This window comes from Methanolinea sp., from assembly GCA_030055515.1.
Classification (GTDB): Archaea; Halobacteriota; Methanomicrobia; order Methanomicrobiales; family Methanospirillaceae; genus Methanolinea_A.
Map to the genome: position 1 here is coordinate 573,793 of JASFYI010000001.1, position 23,710 is coordinate 597,502.

The window sequence follows — 23,710 nt, forward strand, 5'->3', positions numbered from 1 at the left end:
TCGTGCCGCTGCCCCCGCACTGCATCCGCGCCGAATCCCGCAGGAGCCGTCTTTCCCGCGCCTGCCGATCCCGACAGCGGCGCCTTGGGTCCATGATAAATATTTATACAGGAGAAGGGATATAACCCCCTCCCCAAATCACCATTCAGCCAACCGTTGTAATTGAATCTTATCTCCAAATCCCAGAGAAATTACGAGTCCGAGTAAAAGTACATTCAGGCAGACCGTCTTTTTCACAGATCGCGTCGTATACTTGTGGATCCTCTTCAAACCGAATGCATTTTTCGCCATTTTAAAGACATCCTCGATGAGGGATCTCTTCTCCACGAGTTGGATCTCGTCGCGGAGGTACATCACCAACCGGCGTGCCAGGGAAGTGTATCTCTGGAAGAGCTGTTTCGTATCAGACCTCCCGAAAATCCAGAGGGGAAAATTGAGTTTCCTGAGCAGTTTGGACAATGAAAAGTTCTTCTTTGTAAAAATCATCGGGACGATGCTGAACGCGAAGATTCCCTCCACGTAGTTATCGTACGCGTCGTATCCCTTGTCGAAAACGACTGTATCTCCAATCCGAACGATTCTGCGCCTTTTCAATTCACTCACGATCTCCCGGAAAATGGTGGAGTCGTGGGGAGATCCCGGATGGAGCAGGAAACAGACCGGCCGCAGGGAATGTGCATCGAGTGCGAGAGTGAGTTTGTAGCCGATATAGTGGCCGTGGGTGGGACAATACCCCCACGCGTAGTCCCTATTCTCCAGCTGTTTCTTCGTATACTTTTTCCTGAACCAGTTCAAATCGAGGGTAATCGCGGTTGCATCCACGATAAACGTGTTCCACCCTCGTCTCCTCCTCCTCGTGCAACAGGAATTGAGGATCCCGTTCACGAGGGAGATGAACTGGGTTTCATCGAACCTGCTCAGTGTTTTATAGACTGAATCGACCGTGGGAATCGTGCGAATGTCCAGGAATTTACGGAGTCTCCTGCGATTTACCAATTCCTGGATGACAAAGGAACAATCACAAGAGAAGAACATCGCGGTGAGAACAATCGCGATTGCATCTAAAGTTGCGGGAATGGGCTCAATCTCATTTCTCGCAAATACCTGTTGGGCGGGACGACTGGTGATGAGTTCCAGGACTCGTTCGAGGAGAAACCATTTTGGGTCCTTGCGATCCCCTACCAGAGGGGGATGCATCTTATCACCAAATATGTATTCCCCTCCGAGTACGATCAATTTTACGATTTAATCTTGCGTATTTTTCGATTTAGGGGTTTTTCGAAATGTACTTTTACACCAGGCGCGTGAATCTCCTGTACATTGTGAATTGAAAAGAGTATCATGCGTATCTTTGGTGAGAGAAATGGAGGGGGTTAACTTATAGTAATACACATCAGATATAATATAACACCATATGTTATTACTCCACTCTACCTTCGCCAGAGATCCTCCCCTTCCGGAACTGCCCGCCGCCCCCCTCGTGCCGGTAGCGGGGGATCGCCCTGGCCCCGATCCCCGCCGCGGCGGAAGGGAGTGTGCATTTCCACGTAGGCCAGGCCCTGCTCCACCATCCCGATGTCCGGGACCTCGAGGATCCACGGTACACCCGCCGGGAGCCTCCCGAGGAGAGAGGGGTAGTCCATGCTGCCTCTCCCTGGCGGGAGATGATCGTCGGTGCTCCCGCAGTTGTCGTGGAGATGGACGATGCAAGGGGTCGCCAGCGAGAGGAACCTGTCAAGAACGTTGTTGAGGTGGGCGTGGCCCACGTCGAGGCAGAATGAGAGGCCCCTCCCGGCAATTTCCGGCAGGAGGCCGGTATCCCGAAAGTGGCACATCTCCCACGATCCCATGTTCTCGACCGCGACCCTGACCCCGACCTCCTCCTGGACCCTTGCGAGATCGTCGAGGGAGCGGGAGAGGGCAGACCGCGACACCTCTTCCTGGCCGGGCCAGGGGGAGATCCCGGGGTGCACGACGACGGCGGAAGCACCGAGGTCTCCCGCGCGCTCGCAGACCGCGGAGACGAGCGCGACGGAGGCCATCCGGACCGGTTCGCGGGTGCTCGCGAGGTTGATGTCCGCGGTCGGGGCATGGACAGAGAGGGAGATGCCGCGGCAAGGAGACAGGCATTCCCCGTAGTCGAGGATATCGTGCGCTGCATCCGCGAATATCTCGACCGTGTCTGTCAGTTCCACGATCAGCCCGAACGCCTCCGGGAGTGGCCGGTCAAGGCAGCACCACGTCGAGCAGCCAATTCGCCTCACCGTTCTCTCCCCCCTATCGTCCTGATGATACGGAGCGCGGACGGGAAGTCGGGGACCTCCCGGGCCCCACTTTCTATCAGAGAACGGACGATGCGCTTTGCTTCGCCATCGGTGTAGTCCCATTTTTGGCCGTTCCACGATGAGAATCCCACCAGCACGACGCGGTGGCAATCCACGCGGGAGAGGACCTCGAGGTTCCCGATATTCCCCTTTCCCCACGGGCCCCGCGTGACGATGACCGCGTCGGCATCCGCGACGAGCCCTTCCAGTCTCCTTTTCGAATCGTCGGATATGGGACTGAAAGGGGGTTCCGCGATGCACGGGATACCGAGCGTATCTGCCGCGACGAAGTCGCTGTCGTTGACGGAGAGGACCCCCGCCGTCACGGAAAACCCGAGGGAACGGAGCGCAGAGAGGATACTCGCTCCCTCCCCGCCGCCGCATACGACGTGGACCCTCGTGCTGTCTTCCACGTCACCCGGGAGGGGCGGGATGAGCGAGATAGACGGGCGCCCCGTGAGGGGATCCTCCCGGACGACGGCGCGGATGCCAAATGCCCTCTCGATGTTCTCCCCGGTGAGGACTTCCCGCGGTTCTCCCAACGCGAGGATCCTGTGGTCGTGGAGGAGGACCAACCTGTCGCAGAAATGCGCGGCGTGATTGAGGTCGTGGAAGACCCCGATGACCGTGATCCGGCGCGCAAGATCCCTGACGACCTGGAGAATCGCGACCTGGTGCCCGAGGTCGAGGTGGGCGGTTGCCTCGTCGAGGAGGAGGACTTCCGGTTCCTGCGCGAGTGCCCGGGCGATGATAACCCTCTGCAGTTCGCCCCCGGAGATCTCCCGGGTGGACCTCTCCGCGAGGTGCGCAATCCCGGTCACCTCCATGACCCGCCGCACGGCCTCACGGTCAGCCGGCCTCTCGGCCCCGAGCATCCCTATGTGGGGGTACCGCCCCATCATCACCACGTCCTGCACGGGGAAGTCGAATCCCGGCGCCGTTGCCTGCGGGACCATACCCACCATCCGGGCAAGGTCCCTCGCGGGGTATTCTCCTACCTCCTTCCCTCCGAGGAGGATGGTCCCGCGGGACGGTGCGACGAGCCGGGCGATCGCCTTGAGGAGCGTCGTTTTCCCTGAGCCGTTCGGGCCGATGATGCCAAGGAATGTCCCCCTCGGGGACTGGAGCGATATACCGGACAGGACGAGGTGCGCGCCGTAGCTGAGGTCCACTCCCGAGATGGCTAACACGATTCGCGCCTCCTTCGGAGGAGGAAAACGAAGAACGGGGCGCCGAAGAACGCGGTGACCACCCCAACCGGGACCTCGTTTCCCGCGGTCCGTGCGAGTGCATCGGAGAGGACGAGGAGGATACCCCCCGCCATCATCGACGCGGGGAGGAGGACCCTGTGACCCGGGCCGGAGACGAGCCGCATGATGTGGGGTGTGATCAGGCCGATGAACCCGATGCTCCCCGCGATCGAGACCGCGACCGCGGTGATGAATGCACTGGTCACGAGGAGGGATCTCTTGAGGAGCTCGGTGTCGACCCCGAGCGTGATGGCGTCCTCCTCGCCGAGCGAGAGGATATCCTGCTCCCGCGAGAGGAGGAAGAGGGGAACTGCAGCGGGAACGACGAGGAGGCCGACCCAGACGTCGTTCCACGAGGCCGTCCAGAATCCCCCCATGAGCCACAGGAAGATCTGGTGCAGGGACTCCCCTGCGGTGTACATCGTGAACGAGAGGACAGCACCGAGGAACATCGATACCGCGATGCCGGTCAAGAGGAGCTGTTCGACCCGTATCCGCCCCGCCCGCCGCGAGATCCCGTAGACGAGGGATGCTGCCCCGATGCACCCGGCGAATGCGAAGGGCATGGAATACGCGCCGCCGAGCACGATGATTGCCGTTGCGGCGCCGAGCGCACCCCCGGCCGATGTCCCGAGGAGGTAGGGGTCTGCCATCGGGTTACGGAAGAGCCCCTGCAGCACGACACCCGATGCCGCGAGCCCTGCCCCGACGAGCGCGGCGGAGAGAACCCGCGGGAGTCGGATGCCGTAGAGGATCGTGTCTCCCGGCACACCATCGGAGAGCGAGAAGAAAGGGATACCCGCGGGGCCGACGAGGGTGCACAAGACGATGCTCGCACCGAGGAGGGATCCGAGGAGGAGGATCACGGCTCCCGAACTGCACCGCGCCATTATAGAAAAATTATTTGCTTTAAGTAAAATAATTTTTTCATGTTGCGGGGTGGAGAGGACTGGACCTGATCGTGGGCGGGGGGAGGTACGGCGTGAAGGCAGCACGGTTCCTCGAGGCGGAGGGGACCCAGTACATACTCGTCGATGTTGATCCCCGCTGCCCTGCAGCCACTCTCGTGACGTCCAGGGGTAACTTCGCGCATTTCATCTGCGGTGGCCTGGATGAGGCGTACGACGCGTTCGTCGAGTGCAAACCCCGGCGAATCTTCCCGGCCGCACCCGTCCACGTCGCGGCAGGGATGGTCTCAGCTGCCCTTGGATTCCGGGAATCGGCGCCCGCCCTTTTCCCCGTCCTCTCCCATGTTCCACCCGGACTCGTGGTGGGGACAAAGAGAGGGTCTCTCTTCCTCTCGCGGAACAGGTCGGGCCGGTGCCTCGCCGACTGCCCTGAACCGGACGCGTGCCCTGTCACCCGGGATTCACGGCAAATCCCGGTCCACGCCCTCCTCCGGGAGATCCTCCCCGGTGCGCACATCCTCGAGAGCCGTCAGGTCACGCCCGGACTCGGGGCCATCATGGGCGAGGATCTCGATAGGCTCCTCGCAGAAGTCGGCGACAGGGACCGCGTGGTCATCGGCACAGCGTGCAGGTGCCACGGTGTCGTGACCGCCCTTGAAAGGCCCGGGCGGGAATGGTCATGCAGTGAAATGCGACTGGATTCCGTGGAGCACCCGTGAAAATTTGATTTCCGTATGTAAATACTATTTGAAATAAAATATAAATATAATATTATGAAAAATTCCCATGGTGATTTCCATGGAATGTCCCAGGTACGCGAAGATTAACGAGGAACAACTCGCGGAGATAAGGGCACTCGAGAGGAAGTTGAATCTCGTTCTCGTTGCCTACGAGAAGGTGCCGGCTTACAAGAAGCTCACCCCCGGAGAGCTCGCCCGCATCAGGGCCCTTGAGAGTGAGACGGGGTCGATACTGGTCGCGTACGAGGCCTGACATTCCCTGTGCCGGAAAACGGGGAAACAACGCGACGGACGAATTTCCGTTCGGACTGAGTGGAGTCTGTACCTTTCCAGTCGCGTGGGTGCGGCACGTGCACTTACCGACGAGACGGCGGATTGGCAGGTCCCCTCGAGGTATTGTCAAAAACGAATTTACCCTCCCGCGTGCGAGCCGACCAGGGAAGCGAGGGGAGACTCACTCCCCCTTCCTTCCCAGCCGTTCCTTCTCCTTCTCGATCACCCACACCACGAAGTCGTCGACTGATGAGAAGGGACCCCCGGGAACAGGGACCGGATCTCCCCTCCTCGTGTCGAGGAACGAGAGGGCTGCACTGTCCCCCGGCCGGTAGGAATACCTGACTTCGAAGGCGGGTTCCGGCCCCCTTATCGTCGGGTGCCTCGCCCTCCCGAACGCGAGGGCGACGGCCCATTCCTCCTCGCGGATGTCCACGTACACCGTCGCGAGGATGACGCCGCCGGGGGCTGTCACCGCGGTTGCCGACTCGAACGATTCCACGGCACTCTTCACTTTGCCTTTCGGTACGTATCCATAGTAACGTGACATGGTGCATCACTCCGGTTCATTCGCGGGAGTATCCCTCCTTTCTCATGACCGCTGGGGTTTTTCCCATCTCTCATGCGATAATCCCACCTCACTCCCTGTTGCCCCGACCACTCCCCATCCGCAGGGAAATTGCCGCGATTGCTACCAGTGCGCAGACGGGCGCGAGGAACGGGAGGGAGAGGGTTCGTGTCGCCTCCGACGCCGGATCCCCACGGGCATCCTGCTCCTCGTCCACCGAACTGATGCCGGATGCGAACAATTCGAGAGCTTCCACGACACGGGGACCCGCACGGTCCACGATGTCCGAATCGACGAGGAAAACCCTGCCGTTCCGGATAGCCGACACCCCCGCGAAACGCGGCTCTTCCCTGAAGTACCGCGCGATCGCGTCCCCGCCGCCACCCATCCCCGTCCCCGTGTTCACGACGAGCACCTCGGGATCCGCGCTTATGAAGTCTTCTATCCCCACATTCTTCCAGCCTTCGAGGTGCGCGAATGCATTTCTCCCGCCCGCGAGCCGGATGAGCTTGTCCTGGAGCGTCCCGTTCCCGCTCACGTAGATGGGGTTGTTCCATATCACGTGCGCGACGCGCGGGCGGTACTCTGCCCCTCTCGTCCTCACCTCGATCGCGTCGATCCTCCGGCGCAGGTCACCTGTGACTACCCTCGCGTTCTCTTTCGCACCCGTTGCCAGCCCGATGAGCTCGATGTCTTTGAGGACGTCGTCGAGGGTCAGGGGGTGGAGGGACACGACGGGGATTCCGAGGGAACGGATACTCTCCACGACGTCCTTTCCGTTCCCGTACGCCGCGACGACGAGGTCGGGCCGGAGCGCGACTACCTTCTCGATGCTCACCGTGCTGTAACCCCCGACCTTTTGTTTTCCCTTTGCCTCCGGCGGGAAGTTGCAGTAATCCGTCACGCCGACAACCCTGTCGCCGAGCCCGAGCGCGTAGAGGATCTCGGTGTTCGACGGGGCAAGGGAGACGATCCTCTGGGGCGGGGACGGGATTACGACCGTCGTTCCCGTGTCGTCGGTGACGGAGACCGCCGTGCACGGGGGTGACACGGCAAGCAGGAGGAGAGCGAGGTGGAGAATCAGCAGTGAAGTGTGCTTCCTGGACCCTCCGTGCACATTGTTCCGCGTGCTGCCCGGCCTTGCCATGGTGGCCGGGAGTGCCCTCCCACGCGGGGATGAAGAGGTGGGTTGTTGGAGTTTTCTCATTGCAGGACGAACTCTCCCTTCTGGATGACCTTCTGGCTCGCCTTGTCGATGATCGCGTACTCGCACCGCGTGTTCAGGTACGCTGCCTCGCCACCGGCCGCCCCTTTCGGTTTCCACGATATCTGGGAACCGAGCGGGTCGATGCGGCAGTTGTCAGCGTAGAGCATGAACTTGTCCCCCGACGCGATGAAGCCGTCACCCGATCCCACCTCGACGAGGTACTTCGTGGTCCCGGCGGGGAGGCACGTCGAGTCGGGGACGTCGTCTGCGAGCGAGATCGTGTACTTCGCGTCCTGGCTCTGTATCTGCACCGCGATCTCGTTCAGTGCGAAACCGTCACCGCCGGCATGCTCGAAGAGGAGCCCGTTCTTCGCCGTGAAATTGGCGGGGTAATCCGGCTGCCAGTTCGCCGTGTTCGTGTCCTTTATCGATTCGATCGCGGGGCTGACCTTGATGGACGCCTGCGGGGCTTTCCTGCTCTCTCCCGCGAGTCCACCGGCAAACCCGCTGACCACGGCGGCGATGATGATCGTCACCACGAGCATCAGCATCACGCCGACCACGGGCGAGACGGCATCCACATTCCAATCTTCATTCTCATTCCTCCGCTCCGCTGCGTTGTGAAGGGCGGGCCCCTCCCCTCACAACAAAATTTTGTTTGTTCTAAAACTATATAAATTGATCAAATTTTTTTGTTGAAAAACAAAATTATTTTTTTAATCCGCGACGAGTGATCCCGCGGGAGACTGCTCCACTGCTTCGTCAGCCTTGCGGGGGGTTTCCAGTCGCCGCTCGGAGTTCATCATGGAATGGCGGATATGCCAAAAGAGAGGAATGTACCATGAATTTCCGGTGTTCGCCCACGACTCTCGTCATCGAGGGAGATTTCCTCGCCGCGTCCACCGGGATAGGAGGGGGGATTTCAAGGGTCTCCGCGCTCTTCAACCGGACCGTCCCGCGGGACTGGGACGACCCGGACCCCCTCTCTTTCGTCATGAGGGTCGCTGCGGCGGAGGGTATAAGGGGGCCGTTCTTTGGTCTCCTCACCGCGGTCCCGATGGAGAGGCTCGTCGTGTGCCGGTCAGGTCTCCTCGACCTCTTCGTCACGGCGGGAACCTCGGGAGACACGATCAACATCATCGTCGTGTCCCGCGGGGGGATGGCAGAACATGCGCTCCTCGAATCCATCGCGACGATCAGCAGCGCGAAGACCGCCGCGCTCCTCCGTTCGGGGCGGGACTTCATCGCGACCCCGACCGACGCGGTGATCGTGGCGTGCGAGGGGCAGCCCGTCCACAATTACGCGGGGATCGTGACCCCTCTCGGGAGGGGCCTCGTGGAGGGCGTGAAGAGGGGTGTCCCCCTCGCACTCGCCGCCTACGAGCAGAAAATGAGAGGCCCCGTGGAGATCACGCTGTGAAGCGGCTCCATCGCAGCGCGAAAGTCCCGGTCGTGTTTTCCCCTGCTGTGTCCCTTTTTTTGAAATTCCAAATACCTTGCCTCGCACCGGGGAAGTGTGAATACAAAAAATGAAAAAAATATTACCAGCCCCGGGAAATGGGGGTACAGGGAATATGACAGTGGGAGGGGCAGGGTGCCGCGGGGCGATCGCAATTTTCCTCGCACTTTTTGCCTTCGCGGCCATCTGCTGCTGCATCGAGGTCGGGACAGTCGGAGATGAGAGCCAGCCACCCGCTGCACCCCAATCCCCGGGGGGATGGATGCCACCCACACCCGCGGCTCCCCCAGTCCCCGGGAATCCCGGTTTTGCCCCTGCGCCTCCTCTCCCCGCGGCAACACCGCAACAGACCGCCGCCGGCGCGGGCATGGCGGTCTACACGGACCCGATCCCCCCGAGGATCGCCACGAATTTCAGTTTCCGCCCGCTCCCCTCTTACCCCGATTTCTTCCCGCGCCCGTTCGCCTATCCCACCGCGCCGTTTTTCACGAGTACTTACCGGTTGAACTGGGAGAACGTGGGGATACTCGCCCGGCCTTCCGAACCCCCGTTCGTGATCGAGATGGCATTCGAGGCCGAAACGAAGAACCCTTACGATGCCCGGGCAGTCGTGACGGTCCGGAACAACCAGACCGGGGAAATCGTCGCGGAAGAAGGGTACAACGGGGAATACAGCTCCGAGCCGGAGAAGAGGATCGCAATCAGGGAGGCAGGGGAGTACCACGTCAACATCTACGGCTACCAGACCACCCTCACCATCGTCCTCCGCGAGGGCGTCGCGGCGGAAAAAGCCGTTCCCTACGGGATCATTCGGAAACCTACGGCGCCGCAACAGACGGCACAGGTACCGGAGGAAGAATACTGGTGAATGGTTACCTTCCCCTTGAGGGTGCGCGGCGGCCCATGCCCCGGGCTGGTATCGAGGGCGACTACGGGCACGGGACTGTGCAGAGCTCGAGGAGGACCGAGGTATTGTGGAGGATGACGATCGAGTACCAGCCGATGATGACGAGGAGCATCGTGAGACCCGAACCGGGGATCTTCCCCTCGGCCCACATCCCCGCAGTCCCCGCGAGCACGAGCACGAGCCCCTTGAGGAAGAGGTGGAGGTAGTAATTTCCCACGAAAGGTGCCATCACCATGTTGATCTCGTGTCCCCCGAGCGAGAGGATTACCGTCGTCGTTGCGATATCCAGCAAGAAGAGGATGTACACGAAGAAAATGCAAAAAAAGAACGTCTCTTTTATTCTGGTCTCGAGAAAAGACCGGAGAAGGGTATCCCCCGGCCTGGATTCCGCACGCAGAAATCAAGTCCCCCAAGGGATATTGGGGGTACATCCTCGATAAAAATTACTGCCCGCCGCGGGACGCTTCCACCTTTCTCCCCGCGGCAGAACGGTAATTCCCCTCCCGCCGGGAAAAGAAAGTATTTTTTGCATTCATCGTCAATCTGGATAAAAGAAGGGATTTCATGACGAGACTACCTGTCCTTGTTCTCGCGCTCTGCATCCTCTGTGCACTCACCGCCCTCGCGTGTGCAGCCCCGCCCCTCGACGCGATATCTGCCTACAACAGCGGTGTCGACCTCGCGATGGAAGGGAAATTCGACGAGGCCCTCGCATCCATCGACCGGGCACTCTCGATCGAACCGAACTTCACCCTCGCGTGGATCACGAAATCCGGGATACTGAACGTGAAAGGAGAGTTCAACGAGTCACTCGAGGCATCGGGGAGGGCACTCGCACTCGACGAAAACCAGGCCGATGCGTGGACCAACAGGGCGAGTGCGCTCATCGCGCTGGGACGACTCGAGGAAGGTCTCGAGGCGGCCAACAGGGCCATCGAACTCGACCCGCGGCACTCCGAGGCCTGGATAGACAGGGCGACAGCCCTCTCGGGCCTCGGGAGGACGAAGGAAGCAGAAGAGGCGATGCAGATGGCGATGTTCCTCGTGGGAACGCCGGTTACCACTCCCCCGGCACCACCGACCCCCTCGCAAGCCGCACCGCTCCATGTCGCCGCGGTTCTCCTCGCGATGGTTGCCGCGGTACTCCTCGCCCGCGTGGCACGGTAGAGGCAGGACGCGTCGCTCCCCAATACATCTTTTCATTTGCCACTTTCTCCACGCGGTGGACCTTCTCATCCCGTCGTTCCCGGGGGAATCCCTACGGAGAAGGCCAGTCACGATCGGGCAATGAGGCCGCGCATTCTCCCGTGACAGGGCGGGGTGCACACGGGATGTACCCGCGCGCACCAGAAGTGATGCTGAGAGTATCGGTAATCCATACTCCGGACCTGCTTATAAAATTGTATGATGGTCGGGGTTCAATGCACCCCGCGGGGAATCCGGTTCATGCGCGATCCTCCTTCCCCCGGAGCAACCTGCCGTGCTCGTCGATCTCTCCCCTGTAAATACGCGTGCTGGATATCCACTTCCCGTCCTCGGCAAGGACACAGGTGATCTGGTGGATATCGACTTTCGGGAGCCCCCTCTCGTGCCGGAGCACGTTGATCTCCCGGGCGACGGGGAGTGTCTCCTCGCTCACGACGAGCGCGTCGAAGTCGGCATCGAGCGCCGATCCGTACCGGTCATTCAGCGGCTCGATGGAGTACGGCGTGGAGAACCCGCTCGTGCGGATGAAATTCTCGAGGGCATCCTTCCGCTCCTCGTACGGGCGGACGGGGTGTGCCTTCCGCGACGCGAAGGCATCGGTCGTCAGCCCGATGACGACCACCCCGTCACGCCCCGCGAGTTCGAAAGACCGGGTGAGGAGCCTCTTGTGGCCGTCGTGGAGGGGGTCAAAGGTGCCCCCGACCATAACCTTCATTGTCGGGGATTGTGAACTTTTAATGTTATTATGGCTGTTGGTGGGGCCGGGAAAGGCGGGAAGTTCATCGCGCCGACCGCGACGGTTCTCGGCGACGTGGAGATAGGGGAATGCGTCGGGATCTGGTTCGGCGCTGTCGTCCGCGGCGACCGCGACAGGATCTCCATCGGTGATCTCTCCAATATCCAGGACAACGCCGTCATCCACACGAGTGCGGGATACCCTGTCCGCATCGGGAGGGAAGTCTCGGTGGGACACGGCGCCATCCTCCACGGGTGCACGATAAGTGACAGGGTCCTCGTGGGCATGGGCGCGATCGTCCTTAACGGGGCGGTCGTCGGCGAAGATACACTCATCGGTGCGGGAGCCGTCGTCACCGAGGGGGCGTCGATCCCGCCGGGATCGGTCGTCGTGGGCGTGCCGGGGAAGGTCATCAAGCAGGTCACCGAGGAACAGAAGAGGCTGATCGTCCAGAACGCCGCGACATATTGGGAACTCGCGGGGATGTACCGGAATGCCTGAGGTTGTCGTCATCGGCGGCGGCGTGGCAGGTATCCAGGCCGCACTGGACCTCGCGGGCCACGGCATCGATGTCTGCCTCGTGGAGAAGGAACCGTCCATCGGAGGTCACATGGCGATGCTCGACAAGACCTTCCCGACGAATGACTGCTCGATGTGCATCCTCTCCCCCAAGATGATGGACGTCGCCCGCCACCCCCGGATACGCCTCATGACATGCGCGAGGGTGATCTCGGTCAGCGGGGAACCCGGCCATTACAAAGTCACGATAAGGAAGATGCCCCGCTACGTCGACGCGGAGAAGTGCAACGGGTGCGGGGACTGCATCGCGGTATGCCCCGTCGAGGTCTACAACAGGTTCGACGCGGGCATCGGTGTCCGGAAGGCGATCTACAAGCCGCACAGCCAGTCCGTGCCGGACATCGTCGTGAGGGATACCGCCCACTGCATCGAGTGCGGGCTCTGCTACGACGTCTGCGGCAGGGACGCGATCCTGAAAGAGGACCGCGAGGAGGACGTCACCGTCGAAGCGGGGAGCATCATCGTCGCGTGCGGGTACGACCTCTTCGACGCGAGGAGGAAGGAACAGTACAGGTACCTCGAACTCCCGGATGTGGTCACGGCCCTCGAGTTCGAGAGGATGATGAACGCGAGCGGCCCGACGGGAGGGGAGATAAGACGCCTCTCGACGGGGAAAGTGCCGCGGTCGGTCGTCTTCGTCCAGTGCGTCGGGTCGAGGGACATTTCGGTAGGCAGGCCCTACTGCTCGGGGATATGCTGCATGTACGCGATAAAGAACGCGATCCTCCTGAAGGAGAAGTATCCCGGGACCGACGTGACCATCCTCTACATGGACATCAGGGCCTATGGGAAAGGGTACGAGGAGTACTACCAGCGGGCGATTGAGGCCGGCGTGAGATTCATCCGCGGGATGCCCGGCGAGATCCTCGGGGAGGGCGAAGAACTCCTCCTCCGCGTGGAGAACACCGAGACGGGGGAGATAGAGGATCTCCGGCCGGAACTCGTCGTCCTCTCGACGGGCCTTGAGCCCGCGGCGGATTCCGGCGCGATCGGGGAAATGCTCGGGCTGCCGAGGGAACCGACAGGGTTTTTCAAGCCGCTCGACGAGAAGGTCGACACCGTGGCAACCGTCCGGCCGGGCATCTACCTCGCCGGGACCGTCACGGCCCCGCGGGACATCCCGGACTGCGTCGCGCAGTCGGGGGCCGCTGCCATGCGTGCATTCATCGACGCGGTGAGAGACAGGACGTCCCGATGAGAACCGTGAAGGCACTCTGGTGGGACGCTACCACCGGCGCCATCGCCCTGATCGACCAGACAAAGCTCCCGGGCCACTGCCGGGTCGTGAGGTGCAGGACCGTCGACCGTCTCGTGTCCGCGATCGAGAACCTCGAGGTCCGCGGTGCTCCTGCCCTCGGGATCGCGGGGGCCTATGGAGTCGCCCTCGCGGCACGGCGCATCCGGCTTCCGGACCTCGGTCCCTTCCTGCGGGAGCTTGGCCGCGAGGCCGAGCGGATAGCGGCGTCGAGACCCACCGCCGTGAACCTCTCGGTGGGGGTGAGCGTGGCCATGGAGGCCGCCCTGCAGTCTGGTTCGGTGCGGGAGGCAAGGGAGCGGACTCTCGCCGCCGCGGACGCGTTCGCGGAATCGGAGAGCCGCGCCTGCCACCTGATCGGGGACCACGGGGCACCGCTCGTCCCGGACGATTGCTCGCTCCTCACGCACTGCAACGCGGGCGCGCTCGCGTGCGGGGAGTGGGGGACCGCCCTCGGTGTCGTCCGGTCAGCGGTCGCCCAAAAAAAGAGAGTCTCCGTGATCGCGTGCGAGACCCGCCCGCTCCTGCAGGGAGCCCGCCTGACTGCCTGGGAACTCGTGTCGGACGGGATTCCCGTGACCGTGATTCCCGACTCGGCGGCCGCGCTCATGATGCAGCGCGGCGAGGTCGACCTCGTCGTCGTGGGGGCAGACAGGATCACCCGCGATGCCGTCTTCAACAAGGTGGGCACGTACATGCACGCCATCTGCGCCCGGTTCCACGGGATCCCATTTTACGTCGCCGCTCCGGTCTCCACGTTCGACCCGGAGAGGTCTTTTCGGGAGGTGACCATCGAGGAGAGGCCGCGGCAAGAGGTGTCGACGTGCGGGGGGAAGGTCACCGTCCCCGATGGCGCCGCGGTGAGGAACTACGCGTTCGATCGAACCCCGCACGACCTCGTCACCGCGTTCATCACCGACATCGGGATACTCGAACCTCCCCTTGACTGGGGAAAGATCGCGAGGGCAAGGGCCACGGCGAGAGGGACCGCGCGGGAATGAACGTCGCACGCGTGACGCTGGAGGGCATCGTCTTCCTCGTGGGGGAGATCACGCTCGTCATCCTCTTCGGCATCTTCGTCCTCTCCCTCGTCCTCGTCTGGATATCCATCATCTCCATCAACACCGGCAAACTCATATTCCCCCGTTTCGTGAAGGCGGGGATGGCCCTCGTCGAGGGGCTCGCAAAGGCCCTCTTCCGTCTCTTCGGCCTCGAGGACAGCGAGATCCTCACGTTCTTCATCTCGCTGCACAACAACATGCAGAAGAAGAATTTCGCGGAGATCCCCCCCGAGGAGAGGGCGATATTCCTCCCCCAGTGCCTCCGGTCCTCCCGCTGTCCCGCGCACCTCTCGCCGGAAGGTCTCTCCTGCCGGAGCTGCGGCGCGTGCAGCATCGGTTACTGGAAGAAAATCCTCTCCGCGCTGGGTTACCGCGTGTTCATCGTGCCGGGATCGTCGTTCATCAAGAGGATGGTCAGGGCATACCGCCCGCGGGCCATCATCGGCGTCGGGTGCCTCATGGAAGTCAAGGACGGGCTCGAGATGTCCGACAAGATGGGTCTTACCTCCATGGGTGTCGTCACGCAGAAGGACGGGTGCGTGGAGACGAGCGTGGACTGGGACAAGGTCATGGAGGTCGCGATGCTCGGGATCGATCCCGGGAAAGTACCCCCCGAGGTGAGGGAGGCGCTCTTCTCGCTCTCGGTGTCAAAGGAAAAGGGCAGAGGCGGTGAAGACCGCGAGTGAGGCGAACATCGCGTACTTCACGAGTGCCGTTGCATTGGATTGCCTGATGCAACCGGGCGTCCCGCAGGGGAGGGCACGGAGTGCCGCCCAGAGGATGGCGGTATCGACGGCCGCGATCCCGGCAAGGTAAGGCAACCCCCACCAGAGCGCGGGCAGGAGGCTCGCGGCTATCGCCCCGGCGAGGAACGCAAACCCGAGCCGCACGACGGGCTTTATGCCCATCCTCACGGGGAGCGTGGAGGCACCGGCAGCCGCGTCTCCCTCGAGGTCCTCGGCGTCCTTCCAGAGTTCCCGCGCGAGCATAGCGAGGAACGTCACGACCGCGAGGGGGATAACCCGGACGACGGCCCCCGCGCCCGCGCTGGCTGCCCCGAAGACGAAGATCGATGCGGTGAGGTACGATATCGCAGCATTTCCCGCGCCGGCAGTCCTCTTCAGGCTGACCGCGTACCAGACGAGCAGGGCGGAATTCAGCGCAGCGATTGCCACGCAAAGGTAATTCATCGCGAATGACGCGGCGATCCCCGAGAGGAAGAGGGCCGCGGAGTACACCGGGACCGAGGCCCTGTTCACTTCCCCGGATGGAATCGGGCGGTCCGGCCGGTTTATCCTGTCGATCTCCACGTCGCAGTAGTCGTTGATCGCGTTGCCCCCCGCGGTGACGAGGAAGACGACGAGGAAGATCCAGATGTTGGTGGGCTCGAGCGAGCCGGTCGCAATGATGTACCCGATTATCCCGGCAATGCCCGCGACCACGGCATTGAGCGGGCGGACGAGCCTCACGTAACCCGGGAGCAAGTGGATAGAATCTCCTCCTTTACCATTCGTTTCGTCCCCCGAGGGAAAAGGATAATCTTCCCGCGTGGATGACCACGGGAATGGAGGGAGCGGGCGTGGGGGGATTTGAACCCCCGACCTACAGCTTAGGAGGCTGCCGCCCTGTCCTGACTAGGCCACACGCCCTGCCAATACTCATTGCCGATGGGAAGGTATAAGGGTGTCGAACCGCCACGATCACCCGATATGGAATTTACGTGGGCAGAAGAGGGAAATCTGAAATTTTTGATACCTGTCACCGATCCCCGCCACTCCTTCCCACCGGCATCGGCTCCCGTCTTCTACAACCCGCGTATGGAATTCTCCCGAGACGCGACGGTCCTCCTCTGCAAGGTCCTCCCCGTCACCCGGTACCTCGACCTCATGGGTGCGACCGGGATCCGGGGACTCCGCGTCGCGAGGGAGTGCGGGATACCGGTCACGATCAACGACCGGGACCCCGAGGCAGTCTCCCTCATCAGGATGAACAGGGATCTCCTCGGGTTACCCGCCGAGGTCACCCAGTCCGACGCGCACGCGCTCCTCGCCTCGAGGACGTTCGAGACGGTCGACCTCGACCCTTTCGGGAGTCCCGCGCCCTTCCTCGATTCCGCCGTGAGGGGTTGCGGCAGGTTCCTCTTCGTGACCGCGACGGACACGGCCCCCCTCTGCGGGGCGCACAGGAACGCCGGGATCCGCCGTTACTTCGCGTTGGGGAGGAACACCGAGTATCACGCCGAGGCGGGTTTGCGGATACTCGTGGGATTCATCGCGAGGGAGGCGGCACGGTACGACCGCGGGATCCACCCCCTCTTCTGCTACTCGCGGGAACACCATTTCCGCGTCCACGTGCGCCTGCTCCGGGGTACAAAGCAGGCCGACAAGTCCTGCGGGATGGTGGGGTACGTCATGCAGTGTCCCCGCTGCATCTTTCGCACGCACGAAAGCGGGGTTCTCCCGCCACCGGGGGAGTGCCCCTCCTGCAGGGTCCCCCTCGTTCCCGTCGGGCCCCTCTGGACCGGGCCCCTCCACGACGGGGAGGTTCTCGACTCGTTCCGCGCGGCAATTGCCGGGAGCGGGTACAGGCTCGCCCGGGAACTCCAGGCGCTCGCCGCGACGTGCGCGGGAGAGATCGATATCCCGTTCCACTACGAGTACCACCACCTCGCCCGCCACTTCCGCGTCTCGCCGCCCCCCATCGGAGAGGTCATGGACTCCCTCAGGAGAAGGGGCTACAGTGCCTCGCGGGCTCACTTCAGCGGGACAGCACTCAAGACGGATGCCCCCCTCCCGGCCATCCGCGAGGCCATTGCCGGGCGGCACAGGGAGTGACCGCGGCGGCGATGCGGGGGGTCCCGGGAAAGGGACCGGTCCCGATGCCCGCACGGGTTAGGGGTCGCGTGGCGCAACAATACCATTATATCGGGCCGGGGAATCTCTTACATTTATGAAAGTCCTTCTCGTGATCCCCCCGGAGAATTTCCGCGACGAGGAACTCGCGAGACCAGTCGAACTTTTCGAAAAGGAAAAGATCCAATACGATATCGCCTCCACGAGGAGGGGCGAGTGCAAGGGCATGCTCGGCGCCCGCGCGAGGGCGACGCTCACGCTCGAGGAGGTCGATCCCTCTGCGTACGCGGGGATCGTCATCGTCGGCGGGACGGGATCGCCGGTCCACCTCTGGGACAACGAGATGCTCGCCCAGCTCGTGAAATACTTCGCAAAGAACAGCAGGCTGGTTGCCGCGATATGCCTCTCGCCCGTCGTGTTGGCCCGCGCCGGGGTCCTGCAGGGGAAGAGGGCAACATGCTACGATACTCCCCTCTCCACGAAGGAGATGCGAAAGGGCGGCGTCAACCTCTCGGGCGACGCGGTGGTCACCGACGGGAATGTCATCACGGCAAACGGGCCTGCCGCCGCGGGTGAGTTCGCCGCTGCAATCGTCCGCGCCCTGAAGGGCTAGCCTGAACTTCCTCTTTTTCCGTTGCACGGGTTGGATATCGCCGAAGTGGACGGCCTCTCGGTTTTTCTCCCGGAAAGCGTTCGCCTTTTGCACGGGCGTTCCTGCACGCGGCACGGGCACGTCGCGGCAAGCAAAAGGCACCGATGGAAAACCCCGGGGCTCTCCGTGCCGGGAAAACAGGCCGGGTATTTTCAGTGCTCGATGATGATGGAGAGCAGGTCTCCTTCCTTCAGCGTGTGGGAGAGCCCGACCCTCTGGCCAGGATGTTTCACGGAACTCCCCCAGACCCGCGCGTACCTGAACCTGTCCACGAAGTCACGGTGGAGACGGCGGCACACGTCTGCGACGGTGCTCCCCTTCCTGACGATGAGGGGTTCCTCGAGGTCGGCTGCCTCGTTCTGGGGCTTGAGGAAGACCCTGATGAACCCCAGCGTGTCGAATATCATGTCCTTGAGCTCCTCCATGTGGTATCCCGTCTGGGCGGAGATGAGGAGGGGGGGCGAGCCGAACTTTCGCGTGATCTCTTGACTGATGGCCCTGCGTGTCGCCTCGTCGACGAGGTCCACCTTGTTGACCGCCACGAACGCGGGGATGTACACCCTGTTCCCGAGCATCGCGTCGATGATGTCCTCCTGTGTCGCGTTCCCCCGGATGAGGACATCGGCATTCACGATCCTGTTCTCCTGGAGGATTGCCCGGATCTCCTCGATGTCGAGGTCCAGTGCACCGACGTGGTTCATCCTTATCCCGCCGTGCGCGGTCTTCTTGATGGTGATGTCGGGTCTCTCGCGGTTGATGCGTATCCCCGCGTCGTACAGCTCCGAGAGGAGGACGTCGACGTGGGAGGCGTTGTAGATGTCGAGGAGGATCACGATGAGGTCCGCGCTCCTCACGACCCCGATCACCTCCTTCCCCCTCCCCTTGCCCATCGCCGCACCCGCGATCAGCCCGGGGATATCGAGGATCTGGATGCGTGCGCCGCGGTGTTCGAGTGCGCCGGGGATGACCGAGACCGTGGTGAACGCGTAGGCCCCCACCTCGCTCTTCGCGCCGGTCAGGGCATTGAGGAGGGTACTCTTCCCCGTCGAGGGGAACCCCACGAGGACGACTGTCGCATCCCCCGACTTCTTCACCGAGTACCCTTCGCCCCCGCCACCTGCACGCATCGCGCGGGAGACTGCCTCGTCCTTGAGGCGGGCGATCTTGGCCTTCAGCCTCCCGATGTGCTTTGAGGTTGCCTTGTTGTAGGGCGTCCTCTTCAGTTCTTCCTCGAGTTCCCTTATCTGGTCCTCAAGCCCGCTCATCCACCATTCCTATATCAGTGACCCCGCGGCAGGAATATAATTGTGGTTCCCTCCACCCGCGAAATGACACCGGCGGAACGATTCGCGCGGCAAGACCTGGACGAGAGGATGGTGGGAGATTCCCGTGCTCTGCCCTCTGGCCCCCAGCAACAATTTTATGTGTCCAAAAAACCCATGTATTTGGCAGTTGCTGCTATAGTGTAGTCCGGCCAATCATGCGGGCCTCTCACGCCCGCGACTGGGGTTCAAATCCCCATAGCAGCATGGCGACTTCAATTTTCACGTCGATCGTTTTTTCCACGTGCCGGTCATCCACGCGAGCACGCTGGAAACGGGCTTCACGGCACTCCCGTCCCGCTTGCCCGGGAAAATTCCCAACGGAACGGACCGGGGACGAAATCACTGCCGACGAAGATGCCCGACTCGCTGTCTGCCGTCACTTCGAGAGTGTCCGCGGACGCGTTGTAGCGCACGTCGAGGTGTTCCCTCTCGGCCGACGACCCTATCCATAACCTGTCATTCCTCGATTCCCACGAGAATGCCATCGACGTCGCGTAAGGGGGGTCGAGCGACGGTGCGACGAGGTCGAACTGGCCTGTCCCGTTCTCGAGGAAGACGAACCGCATGGCAACCTTTTCCGTGCCTATCACCCCGAAATGCTGCCACGTGCCCACGAAGGGGTTTCGTTCCGCCGGGCCGGGAACGGGGGTGTTGGTGCACCCCGCTGCGATGACGAGGCCGGCGAGGAGGAACGTCGCGGGAAGGAGAGGCACGCGCGATTCCCTGATTTCCATGGATGTACAAGTAATGCACCACGCCCACATAAAACCAGGTGGGGCAGGGAAATCACTCTGGTGGAGGAAAACTGCCACTTGGCCATCTCCAGGTCACCCTGTCCCCCGCGGCGCTGATTGCACACCCGGGGATTAAGTGTCCCGGCGTGAGGCTCCCGGGAAAGAATATCTCGGGCTACCGTGATGTTATATCGTCCGGGGAAGACCGGCCTGCCCGCCGGGCAGGGACGAGCGCACGGAGCGCCCCTGTCCCGGTAGTCACGGTTCCACGTTCTTTCCCGAAAAGGACCGTTCCACCCGCGGTCGAACCGGGAGGGGAAACCGAGCATGCACGAGTTCGTCCTTCTCACAGTCCTCATATCCCTCGTCTTCTGCGCGACGAACGGTTTCCAGGATGCAAGTACCATCGCAGCGACGTTCATCGCCTCCCGGTCGGCAACGCCGCGGCAGGGAATCGTGTTCGTCGCGCTGTGCAACGTTGCCGGGGCGCTCCTCGGGGGGAGCGCCGTCGCGCTCACGGTATCCGGCATCCTCTCGCCGCGCGAGGGCCAGGGGATGGTCCTCGTCATATTCTCCGGTGTCCTCTCGGCGACCCTGTGGAACGTCGTGACATGGTGGCACGGGCTCCCTTCTTCCTCGACACACGGCCTCATCGGGGGCCTCATCGGGGCGGGCCTTGCGAGCGGTGGGCCGGGCTCCATCAACTGGGGGACTTGTGACCTTTTCTCCCCGTCCCCGCGTCTCTCTGGCGTGTGCATGGTCATTCTCTTCCTCTTCGGCTCGGTCCTCCTCGGTTTCGCGGGGGGTTATTCTTCCCGTTCGGCCAGTCGCCTGGCCCTCAGGAACGCGAGGCGGGATGTCAACCGGGCAATAGTCCGCGCGAACTGGTGCGCCGCGGCCGTCATGTCGTTTGCGAACGGTGCGAACGACACGCAGAAACAGATGGGAATCATAGCCCTCGTCCTCTTCTTCTCGGGCATCTCCCCCGTCCTCTCCGTTCCACCGTGGGCGCGGATTTCCTGCGCGCTCCTCATCGGCGGGGGGACGCTCCTTGGCGGGTGGCGCATCATGAAGACTATCGGGCAGAGAATCTTCCGGATCGAGCCCGTCCACTCGCTCGATTCACAGGTATCCTCGGGGGCGATACTCGCCCTGTCCACGTTCCTCGGTGCCCCCGTCTCCTCCAACCACGTCATATCCATGTCCGTTGTCGGCGTGGGAGCGGCGGAGAACCCAAGGAAAGTGAGGTGGACAGTGTGCGGGGATATCATCGCGGTGATGGCGCTGACGATTCCCGCGACGATCGTCCTTTCATTTGCCGTCACGACCGTATTCATTACCCTCGCGGGGTGAGTGCATGGAGACGAGGAGAGGTGCAGGGAAGAGGAAAAACAAGGGGATATTCGAGTTCATATTCCCCGTGGAGCATGACTTTTGCGCGATGCTCTCGGAACAGGCGGAAAAGACGGTCGAGTGCGTGGAGAAATTTGTCCATTGGCTGGAGGCTGGCGGGGGCGTGCACCCCCGTGAACTAGGGGAACTGGCACGGATGGTGGACGCGATGCGCTACGACATGGAGGAGAAGCTCATGGAATCTTTCTCCACGCCATTTGACCGGCAGGACATCTACAGCCTCTCGCGGCAGATGGACTACATCGTGAACTATTCCTTCGAGACCGCACGCGAGATGTGCGCGTTCGGGGTGGAACCGGACAGCGCGATGGTGGGGATGGCCCGGGAACTCCTGCGGGGAACGCGCTTCGTGGCATCCGGCGTCGCCCTGATCGGCTCCGACCGGAAATCCATCGAGGCGATGATAAGGTCCGCGAGGCAGTCCATCCACGCACTCGACGATACCTACATCGAGAGCATGGCACGCCTGTTCCGGGAAGGTGATCCCATGAATGCCCTCCGAAAGAGAGAGGTGTACCACCACATGCGGGACGCGGGGAGGGCACTCCGGGCGACCGTGGACATCCTGCACCACGTGGTCGTGGGAATCAGCTGATGCACGCGTGGGGGATTCCCGCGCCGGACTGGAGTCGACGGTGTCCCGCGATGTCCCGGTGACGTTGTGCCGGAAAAGCACCGGCCGGCCGTTCCAATTCCGCCCTGTATACGCGGGATCTTCCTCCGGGTGCAAATACGGGAGTTTTGAACCCTCCCTATCAATCAATTTATATACTTCCATCCCTATGGTTTTTTGAGGCACGTGTATATGCCAAAGACTGCCAAGAAAGCACCAGCAAAGAAGAAGGCAAAGGCCCCTCGGAGCAAGACGTTTGATCTCCCCATCGCACCCGTGGTGAGGATCGCGAAGAGCACCGGTGCCGAGAGGATAAGTTCAGGCGGCACGAGGGCAATAGTCGAGAAAACAGAGAAATACATCGCGAGTATTGCCCGGAAAGCCGTCGACGCAGCCGCGTCCGAGGGCAGGAAGACGATTCGGGCCGAGGACGTGGAGAAATTCTAGAGGTCGACTCCAAAAATTATTTTTCCATCCGCGGTTCCCCGCGGAACCCGCAGGATCTCCTGCCGTTATAGATAGTTTTCTCCCCCGTGGGAGCACGGGAGCGTGGAGAAATTCCCTGCGCTCGTTCACACGACGACGTACTCCCTCTTGACAGAGAAACTCTCGATTATCCTCTGCGCGTCGGCCTTGTTGCGGGAGTACACGTTCTCCTTCGTCGAGTAAGGGCCCGAGTAGGTGATGATGTACACTTTCCTGTCGAGGAGCGCGTAGTACTGCATGAACCGCTTCGACGGGTTCCCCCTCGAGTCCCTCGTGTAGTACTCTATCCAGTAGGCCTTCTCGCCCGAGAGGACCGTCTGCGCGCTCTTGCTCGTCGCGGTGATCCCGAGCTGCTGTTGGAGTGCCGCGATTTTCCTCGTGAAGTACTCCTCGAGGCCCCCCGTGCCCACGTTGGTATCGACCGAGACCGTGACCGTCGCGGTGTACTCGTAGCACTGGAGGGTCTCGGGGCTGCACGAAGTCTCGACCGGCGCGGTGATGACCGTCACCGACGCGGGGGATGCACCCTCCTTCAGCGTCCAGTTCGGGGGATACTGGAGCGAGAACCGCCACTTCGCGTTCTCGTAGGTCTTCCATGCAGCCCCGCCGGGTTCGGGGGGAGCGGAGACGGCATCTCCCCCCGTCTCTCCCGCCTCCTCGCCCTGCGGGACCTCCCCGAGATCGTCCGTGAGGAGTCCGACCGGGAGCGTTTCGTTCGATACTCCGCTCTCCTCGAGGGCCCGCGCGATCTCGTCGGCGGTGAATTCCCCGCTCCTCTCCGTTTCAGGAGGGGCTGTCCCACTCGTGGTCTCGTTATGACCCGCGTCGGGGAGGGGTGCGGTCGCGTTTCCTCCCGGCAGGGTCTCTCCTTCCTCCAGGAGGGGAGTCACGTTTCCGGGTGGCGGGAATGCCTGGTGGTACGCGTAGAGGAGAGCACGCCTGATATCTTCCCTGTAGGGATCGCTTCCCCCTGCAAGGAGGAAGAAAACGTTTCCGCACAGGGAGATCGCGAGGAGGATTACCAGTAATTTCGTCCTGTCCATGTACCTGCCCGCCGGGGTTGGATCGTCTCGCCGGGAGTGTGGGTACTCCCCCGGTTTTTCACGGTTTCAAGTGTCCCGGGATCAATTCCACGCGACGCGGTAAATGATTTTTGAATGGG

Annotated in this window: 27 protein-coding genes and 2 tRNA genes; 15 read left to right on the plus strand and 14 right to left on the minus strand. The window is 62.1% G+C overall.

The genetic code is table 11. The annotated features are described in order from the left end of the window. Positions 1-138: 138 nt before the first annotated feature. From QFX32_03035 to QFX32_03050, 4 genes are all read right to left on the minus strand, one after another. The gene (locus QFX32_03035) at positions 139-1,197 is read right to left on the minus strand and encodes a transposase (protein ID MDI9633015.1); all 1,059 of its coding nucleotides are present in this window, start codon (positions 1,195-1,197) and stop codon (positions 139-141) included. A gap of 233 nt (positions 1,198-1,430) precedes the next feature. Continuing rightward, a complete protein-coding gene (locus tag QFX32_03040) occupies positions 1,431-2,264 on the minus strand; it encodes a sugar phosphate isomerase/epimerase family protein (protein MDI9633016.1) in 834 nt (277 codons plus the stop codon). After that, positions 2,261-3,514, minus strand: a complete 1,254-nt coding sequence (locus QFX32_03045) for an ABC transporter ATP-binding protein (GenBank protein ID MDI9633017.1) — start codon at positions 3,512-3,514, stop codon at positions 2,261-2,263. Before QFX32_03045 ends, QFX32_03040 begins: the two co-directional genes overlap by 4 nt. Continuing rightward, positions 3,508-4,440, minus strand: a complete 933-nt coding sequence (locus tag QFX32_03050; GenBank protein ID MDI9633018.1) for an iron chelate uptake ABC transporter family permease subunit — start codon at positions 4,438-4,440, stop codon at positions 3,508-3,510. Before QFX32_03050 ends, QFX32_03045 begins: the two co-directional genes overlap by 7 nt. A gap of 95 nt (positions 4,441-4,535) precedes the next feature. Between QFX32_03050 and QFX32_03055 the strand changes: the two genes are divergently transcribed. Next, on the plus strand, positions 4,536-5,201 hold the full coding sequence (locus tag QFX32_03055; protein ID MDI9633019.1) for a hypothetical protein: 666 nt from the start codon (positions 4,536-4,538) through the stop codon (positions 5,199-5,201). Between the two features lie 79 nt (positions 5,202-5,280). After that, entirely contained in the window at positions 5,281-5,475 is a 195-nt protein-coding gene (locus QFX32_03060) for a hypothetical protein (protein MDI9633020.1), read from the plus strand. Between the two features lie 201 nt (positions 5,476-5,676). Here the strand turns inward: QFX32_03060 and QFX32_03065 are convergent, their stop codons facing one another. From QFX32_03065 to QFX32_03075, 3 genes are all read right to left on the minus strand, one after another. Beyond that, positions 5,677-5,997, minus strand: a complete 321-nt coding sequence (locus QFX32_03065) for a hypothetical protein (protein MDI9633021.1) — start codon at positions 5,995-5,997, stop codon at positions 5,677-5,679. A gap of 136 nt (positions 5,998-6,133) precedes the next feature. Continuing rightward, positions 6,134-7,114 carry a cobalamin-binding protein gene (locus tag QFX32_03070; GenBank protein MDI9633022.1) on the minus strand — a complete coding sequence of 327 codons (981 nt, stop codon included), beginning with the start codon at positions 7,112-7,114 and terminating at the stop codon, positions 6,134-6,136. Positions 7,115-7,266: 152 nt separating this feature from the next. After that, a complete protein-coding gene (locus QFX32_03075) occupies positions 7,267-7,851 on the minus strand; it encodes a type IV pilin N-terminal domain-containing protein (protein MDI9633023.1) in 585 nt (194 codons plus the stop codon). A gap of 260 nt (positions 7,852-8,111) precedes the next feature. Here QFX32_03075 and QFX32_03080 point away from each other — a divergent pair, with 260 nt between their 5' ends. Next, a complete protein-coding gene (locus tag QFX32_03080) occupies positions 8,112-8,690 on the plus strand; it encodes an adenosylcobinamide amidohydrolase (protein ID MDI9633024.1) in 579 nt (192 codons plus the stop codon). Positions 8,691-8,844: 154 nt separating this feature from the next. Further along, positions 8,845-9,597, plus strand: coding sequence for a hypothetical protein (locus tag QFX32_03085; GenBank protein ID MDI9633025.1), 753 nt, complete (start codon positions 8,845-8,847; stop codon positions 9,595-9,597). Between the two features lie 61 nt (positions 9,598-9,658). Here QFX32_03085 and QFX32_03090 read toward each other — a convergent pair whose 3' ends face one another. Then, positions 9,659-9,943: a DUF5658 family protein gene (locus QFX32_03090; GenBank protein ID MDI9633026.1), complete on the minus strand. Its 285-nt coding sequence runs from the start codon at positions 9,941-9,943 to the stop codon at positions 9,659-9,661. A gap of 257 nt (positions 9,944-10,200) precedes the next feature. Here QFX32_03090 and QFX32_03095 point away from each other — a divergent pair, with 257 nt between their 5' ends. Beyond that, the gene (locus QFX32_03095; protein MDI9633027.1) at positions 10,201-10,803 is read left to right on the plus strand and encodes a tetratricopeptide repeat protein; all 603 of its coding nucleotides are present in this window, start codon (positions 10,201-10,203) and stop codon (positions 10,801-10,803) included. Between the two features lie 277 nt (positions 10,804-11,080). Here the strand turns inward: QFX32_03095 and QFX32_03100 are convergent, their stop codons facing one another. Next, positions 11,081-11,557 carry a phosphopantetheine adenylyltransferase gene (locus QFX32_03100; protein MDI9633028.1) on the minus strand — a complete coding sequence of 159 codons (477 nt, stop codon included), beginning with the start codon at positions 11,555-11,557 and terminating at the stop codon, positions 11,081-11,083. 30 nt (positions 11,558-11,587) lie between these two features. Between QFX32_03100 and QFX32_03105 the strand changes: the two genes are divergently transcribed. Genes QFX32_03105 through QFX32_03120 form a run of 4 tightly spaced genes read left to right on the plus strand, consistent with a single transcriptional unit; the run spans position 11,588 to position 15,159 of the window. Continuing rightward, positions 11,588-12,079, plus strand: coding sequence for a gamma carbonic anhydrase family protein (locus tag QFX32_03105; protein MDI9633029.1), 492 nt, complete (start codon positions 11,588-11,590; stop codon positions 12,077-12,079). Then, complete coding sequence (locus tag QFX32_03110; protein MDI9633030.1) at positions 12,072-13,355, plus strand: CoB--CoM heterodisulfide reductase iron-sulfur subunit A family protein; 1,284 nt, start codon at positions 12,072-12,074, stop codon at positions 13,353-13,355. Before QFX32_03105 ends, QFX32_03110 begins: the two co-directional genes overlap by 8 nt. Continuing rightward, entirely contained in the window at positions 13,352-14,413 is a 1,062-nt protein-coding gene (gene mtnA, locus QFX32_03115) for an S-methyl-5-thioribose-1-phosphate isomerase (GenBank protein MDI9633031.1), read from the plus strand. The genes QFX32_03110 and mtnA overlap by 4 nt, the downstream gene beginning before the upstream one ends. Beyond that, the gene (locus QFX32_03120) at positions 14,410-15,159 is read left to right on the plus strand and encodes a DUF116 domain-containing protein (GenBank protein ID MDI9633032.1); all 750 of its coding nucleotides are present in this window, start codon (positions 14,410-14,412) and stop codon (positions 15,157-15,159) included. Before mtnA ends, QFX32_03120 begins: the two co-directional genes overlap by 4 nt. Here the strand turns inward: QFX32_03120 and QFX32_03125 are convergent. Both QFX32_03125 and QFX32_03130 read right to left on the minus strand, forming a co-directional pair. Continuing rightward, a complete protein-coding gene (locus QFX32_03125; protein MDI9633033.1) occupies positions 15,121-15,957 on the minus strand; it encodes a geranylgeranylglycerol-phosphate geranylgeranyltransferase in 837 nt (278 codons plus the stop codon). The genes QFX32_03120 and QFX32_03125 overlap by 39 nt on opposite strands. A gap of 90 nt (positions 15,958-16,047) precedes the next feature. After that, positions 16,048-16,122, minus strand: a tRNA-Arg gene (locus QFX32_03130). 60 nt (positions 16,123-16,182) lie between these two features. Here QFX32_03130 and QFX32_03135 point away from each other — a divergent pair. Beyond that, the gene (locus QFX32_03135; GenBank protein MDI9633034.1) at positions 16,183-17,307 is read left to right on the plus strand and encodes a tRNA (guanine(10)-N(2))-dimethyltransferase; all 1,125 of its coding nucleotides are present in this window, start codon (positions 16,183-16,185) and stop codon (positions 17,305-17,307) included. Between the two features lie 115 nt (positions 17,308-17,422). Then, a complete protein-coding gene (locus QFX32_03140) occupies positions 17,423-17,938 on the plus strand; it encodes a DJ-1/PfpI family protein (GenBank protein ID MDI9633035.1) in 516 nt (171 codons plus the stop codon). 191 nt (positions 17,939-18,129) lie between these two features. On the opposite strand, the gene QFX32_03145 is transcribed toward QFX32_03140, so the two are convergent. Further along, a complete protein-coding gene (locus tag QFX32_03145) occupies positions 18,130-19,242 on the minus strand; it encodes a GTP-binding protein (protein MDI9633036.1) in 1,113 nt (370 codons plus the stop codon). A gap of 189 nt (positions 19,243-19,431) precedes the next feature. On the opposite strand from QFX32_03145, the gene QFX32_03150 reads away from it, so the two are divergent. Next, positions 19,432-19,506, plus strand: a tRNA-Glu gene (locus tag QFX32_03150). Between the two features lie 74 nt (positions 19,507-19,580). On the opposite strand, the gene QFX32_03155 is transcribed toward QFX32_03150, so the two are convergent. After that, positions 19,581-20,036 carry a hypothetical protein gene (locus QFX32_03155; protein ID MDI9633037.1) on the minus strand — a complete coding sequence of 152 codons (456 nt, stop codon included), beginning with the start codon at positions 20,034-20,036 and terminating at the stop codon, positions 19,581-19,583. Positions 20,037-20,363: 327 nt separating this feature from the next. Between QFX32_03155 and QFX32_03160 the strand changes: the two genes are divergently transcribed. From QFX32_03160 to QFX32_03170, 3 genes are all read left to right on the plus strand, one after another. Then, entirely contained in the window at positions 20,364-21,389 is a 1,026-nt protein-coding gene (locus tag QFX32_03160) for an inorganic phosphate transporter (protein ID MDI9633038.1), read from the plus strand. 4 nt (positions 21,390-21,393) lie between these two features. Beyond that, on the plus strand, positions 21,394-22,044 hold the full coding sequence (locus tag QFX32_03165) for a DUF47 family protein (protein ID MDI9633039.1): 651 nt from the start codon (positions 21,394-21,396) through the stop codon (positions 22,042-22,044). Positions 22,045-22,254: 210 nt separating this feature from the next. Then, a complete protein-coding gene (locus QFX32_03170) occupies positions 22,255-22,509 on the plus strand; it encodes an NFYB/HAP3 family transcription factor subunit (protein MDI9633040.1) in 255 nt (84 codons plus the stop codon). Between the two features lie 125 nt (positions 22,510-22,634). Here the strand turns inward: QFX32_03170 and QFX32_03175 are convergent, their stop codons facing one another. After that, entirely contained in the window at positions 22,635-23,591 is a 957-nt protein-coding gene (locus QFX32_03175; protein ID MDI9633041.1) for a PsbP-related protein, read from the minus strand. Positions 23,592-23,710 lie beyond the last annotated feature (119 nt).

What these genes read in the sequence shown, in the direction of transcription:
- mtnA (MDI9633031.1), top strand. Translation starts at nt 13,352, where the DNA reads ATGAGAACCGTGAAGGCACTCTGGTGGGACGCTACCACCGGCGCCATC.
- QFX32_03160 (MDI9633038.1), top strand. Translation starts at nt 20,364, where the DNA reads ATGCACGAGTTCGTCCTTCTCACAGTCCTCATATCCCTCGTCTTCTGC.
- QFX32_03100 (MDI9633028.1), bottom strand. Translation starts at nt 11,557, where the DNA reads ATGAAGGTTATGGTCGGGGGCACCTTTGACCCCCTCCACGACGGCCAC.
- QFX32_03175 (MDI9633041.1), bottom strand. Translation starts at nt 23,591, where the DNA reads ATGGACAGGACGAAATTACTGGTAATCCTCCTCGCGATCTCCCTGTGC.
- QFX32_03120 (MDI9633032.1), top strand. Translation starts at nt 14,410, where the DNA reads ATGAACGTCGCACGCGTGACGCTGGAGGGCATCGTCTTCCTCGTGGGG.
- QFX32_03060 (MDI9633020.1), top strand. Translation starts at nt 5,281, where the DNA reads ATGGAATGTCCCAGGTACGCGAAGATTAACGAGGAACAACTCGCGGAG.
- QFX32_03145 (MDI9633036.1), bottom strand. Translation starts at nt 19,242, where the DNA reads ATGAGCGGGCTTGAGGACCAGATAAGGGAACTCGAGGAAGAACTGAAG.
- QFX32_03080 (MDI9633024.1), top strand. Translation starts at nt 8,112, where the DNA reads ATGAATTTCCGGTGTTCGCCCACGACTCTCGTCATCGAGGGAGATTTC.
- QFX32_03140 (MDI9633035.1), top strand. Translation starts at nt 17,423, where the DNA reads ATGAAAGTCCTTCTCGTGATCCCCCCGGAGAATTTCCGCGACGAGGAA.
- QFX32_03170 (MDI9633040.1), top strand. Translation starts at nt 22,255, where the DNA reads ATGCCAAAGACTGCCAAGAAAGCACCAGCAAAGAAGAAGGCAAAGGCC.
- QFX32_03105 (MDI9633029.1), top strand. Translation starts at nt 11,588, where the DNA reads ATGGCTGTTGGTGGGGCCGGGAAAGGCGGGAAGTTCATCGCGCCGACC.
- QFX32_03095 (MDI9633027.1), top strand. Translation starts at nt 10,201, where the DNA reads ATGACGAGACTACCTGTCCTTGTTCTCGCGCTCTGCATCCTCTGTGCA.
- QFX32_03035 (MDI9633015.1), bottom strand. Translation starts at nt 1,197, where the DNA reads ATGCATCCCCCTCTGGTAGGGGATCGCAAGGACCCAAAATGGTTTCTC.
- QFX32_03110 (MDI9633030.1), top strand. Translation starts at nt 12,072, where the DNA reads ATGCCTGAGGTTGTCGTCATCGGCGGCGGCGTGGCAGGTATCCAGGCC.
- QFX32_03085 (MDI9633025.1), top strand. Translation starts at nt 8,845, where the DNA reads ATGACAGTGGGAGGGGCAGGGTGCCGCGGGGCGATCGCAATTTTCCTC.
- QFX32_03165 (MDI9633039.1), top strand. Translation starts at nt 21,394, where the DNA reads ATGGAGACGAGGAGAGGTGCAGGGAAGAGGAAAAACAAGGGGATATTC.
- QFX32_03135 (MDI9633034.1), top strand. Translation starts at nt 16,183, where the DNA reads ATGGAATTTACGTGGGCAGAAGAGGGAAATCTGAAATTTTTGATACCT.
- QFX32_03155 (MDI9633037.1), bottom strand. Translation starts at nt 20,036, where the DNA reads ATGGAAATCAGGGAATCGCGCGTGCCTCTCCTTCCCGCGACGTTCCTC.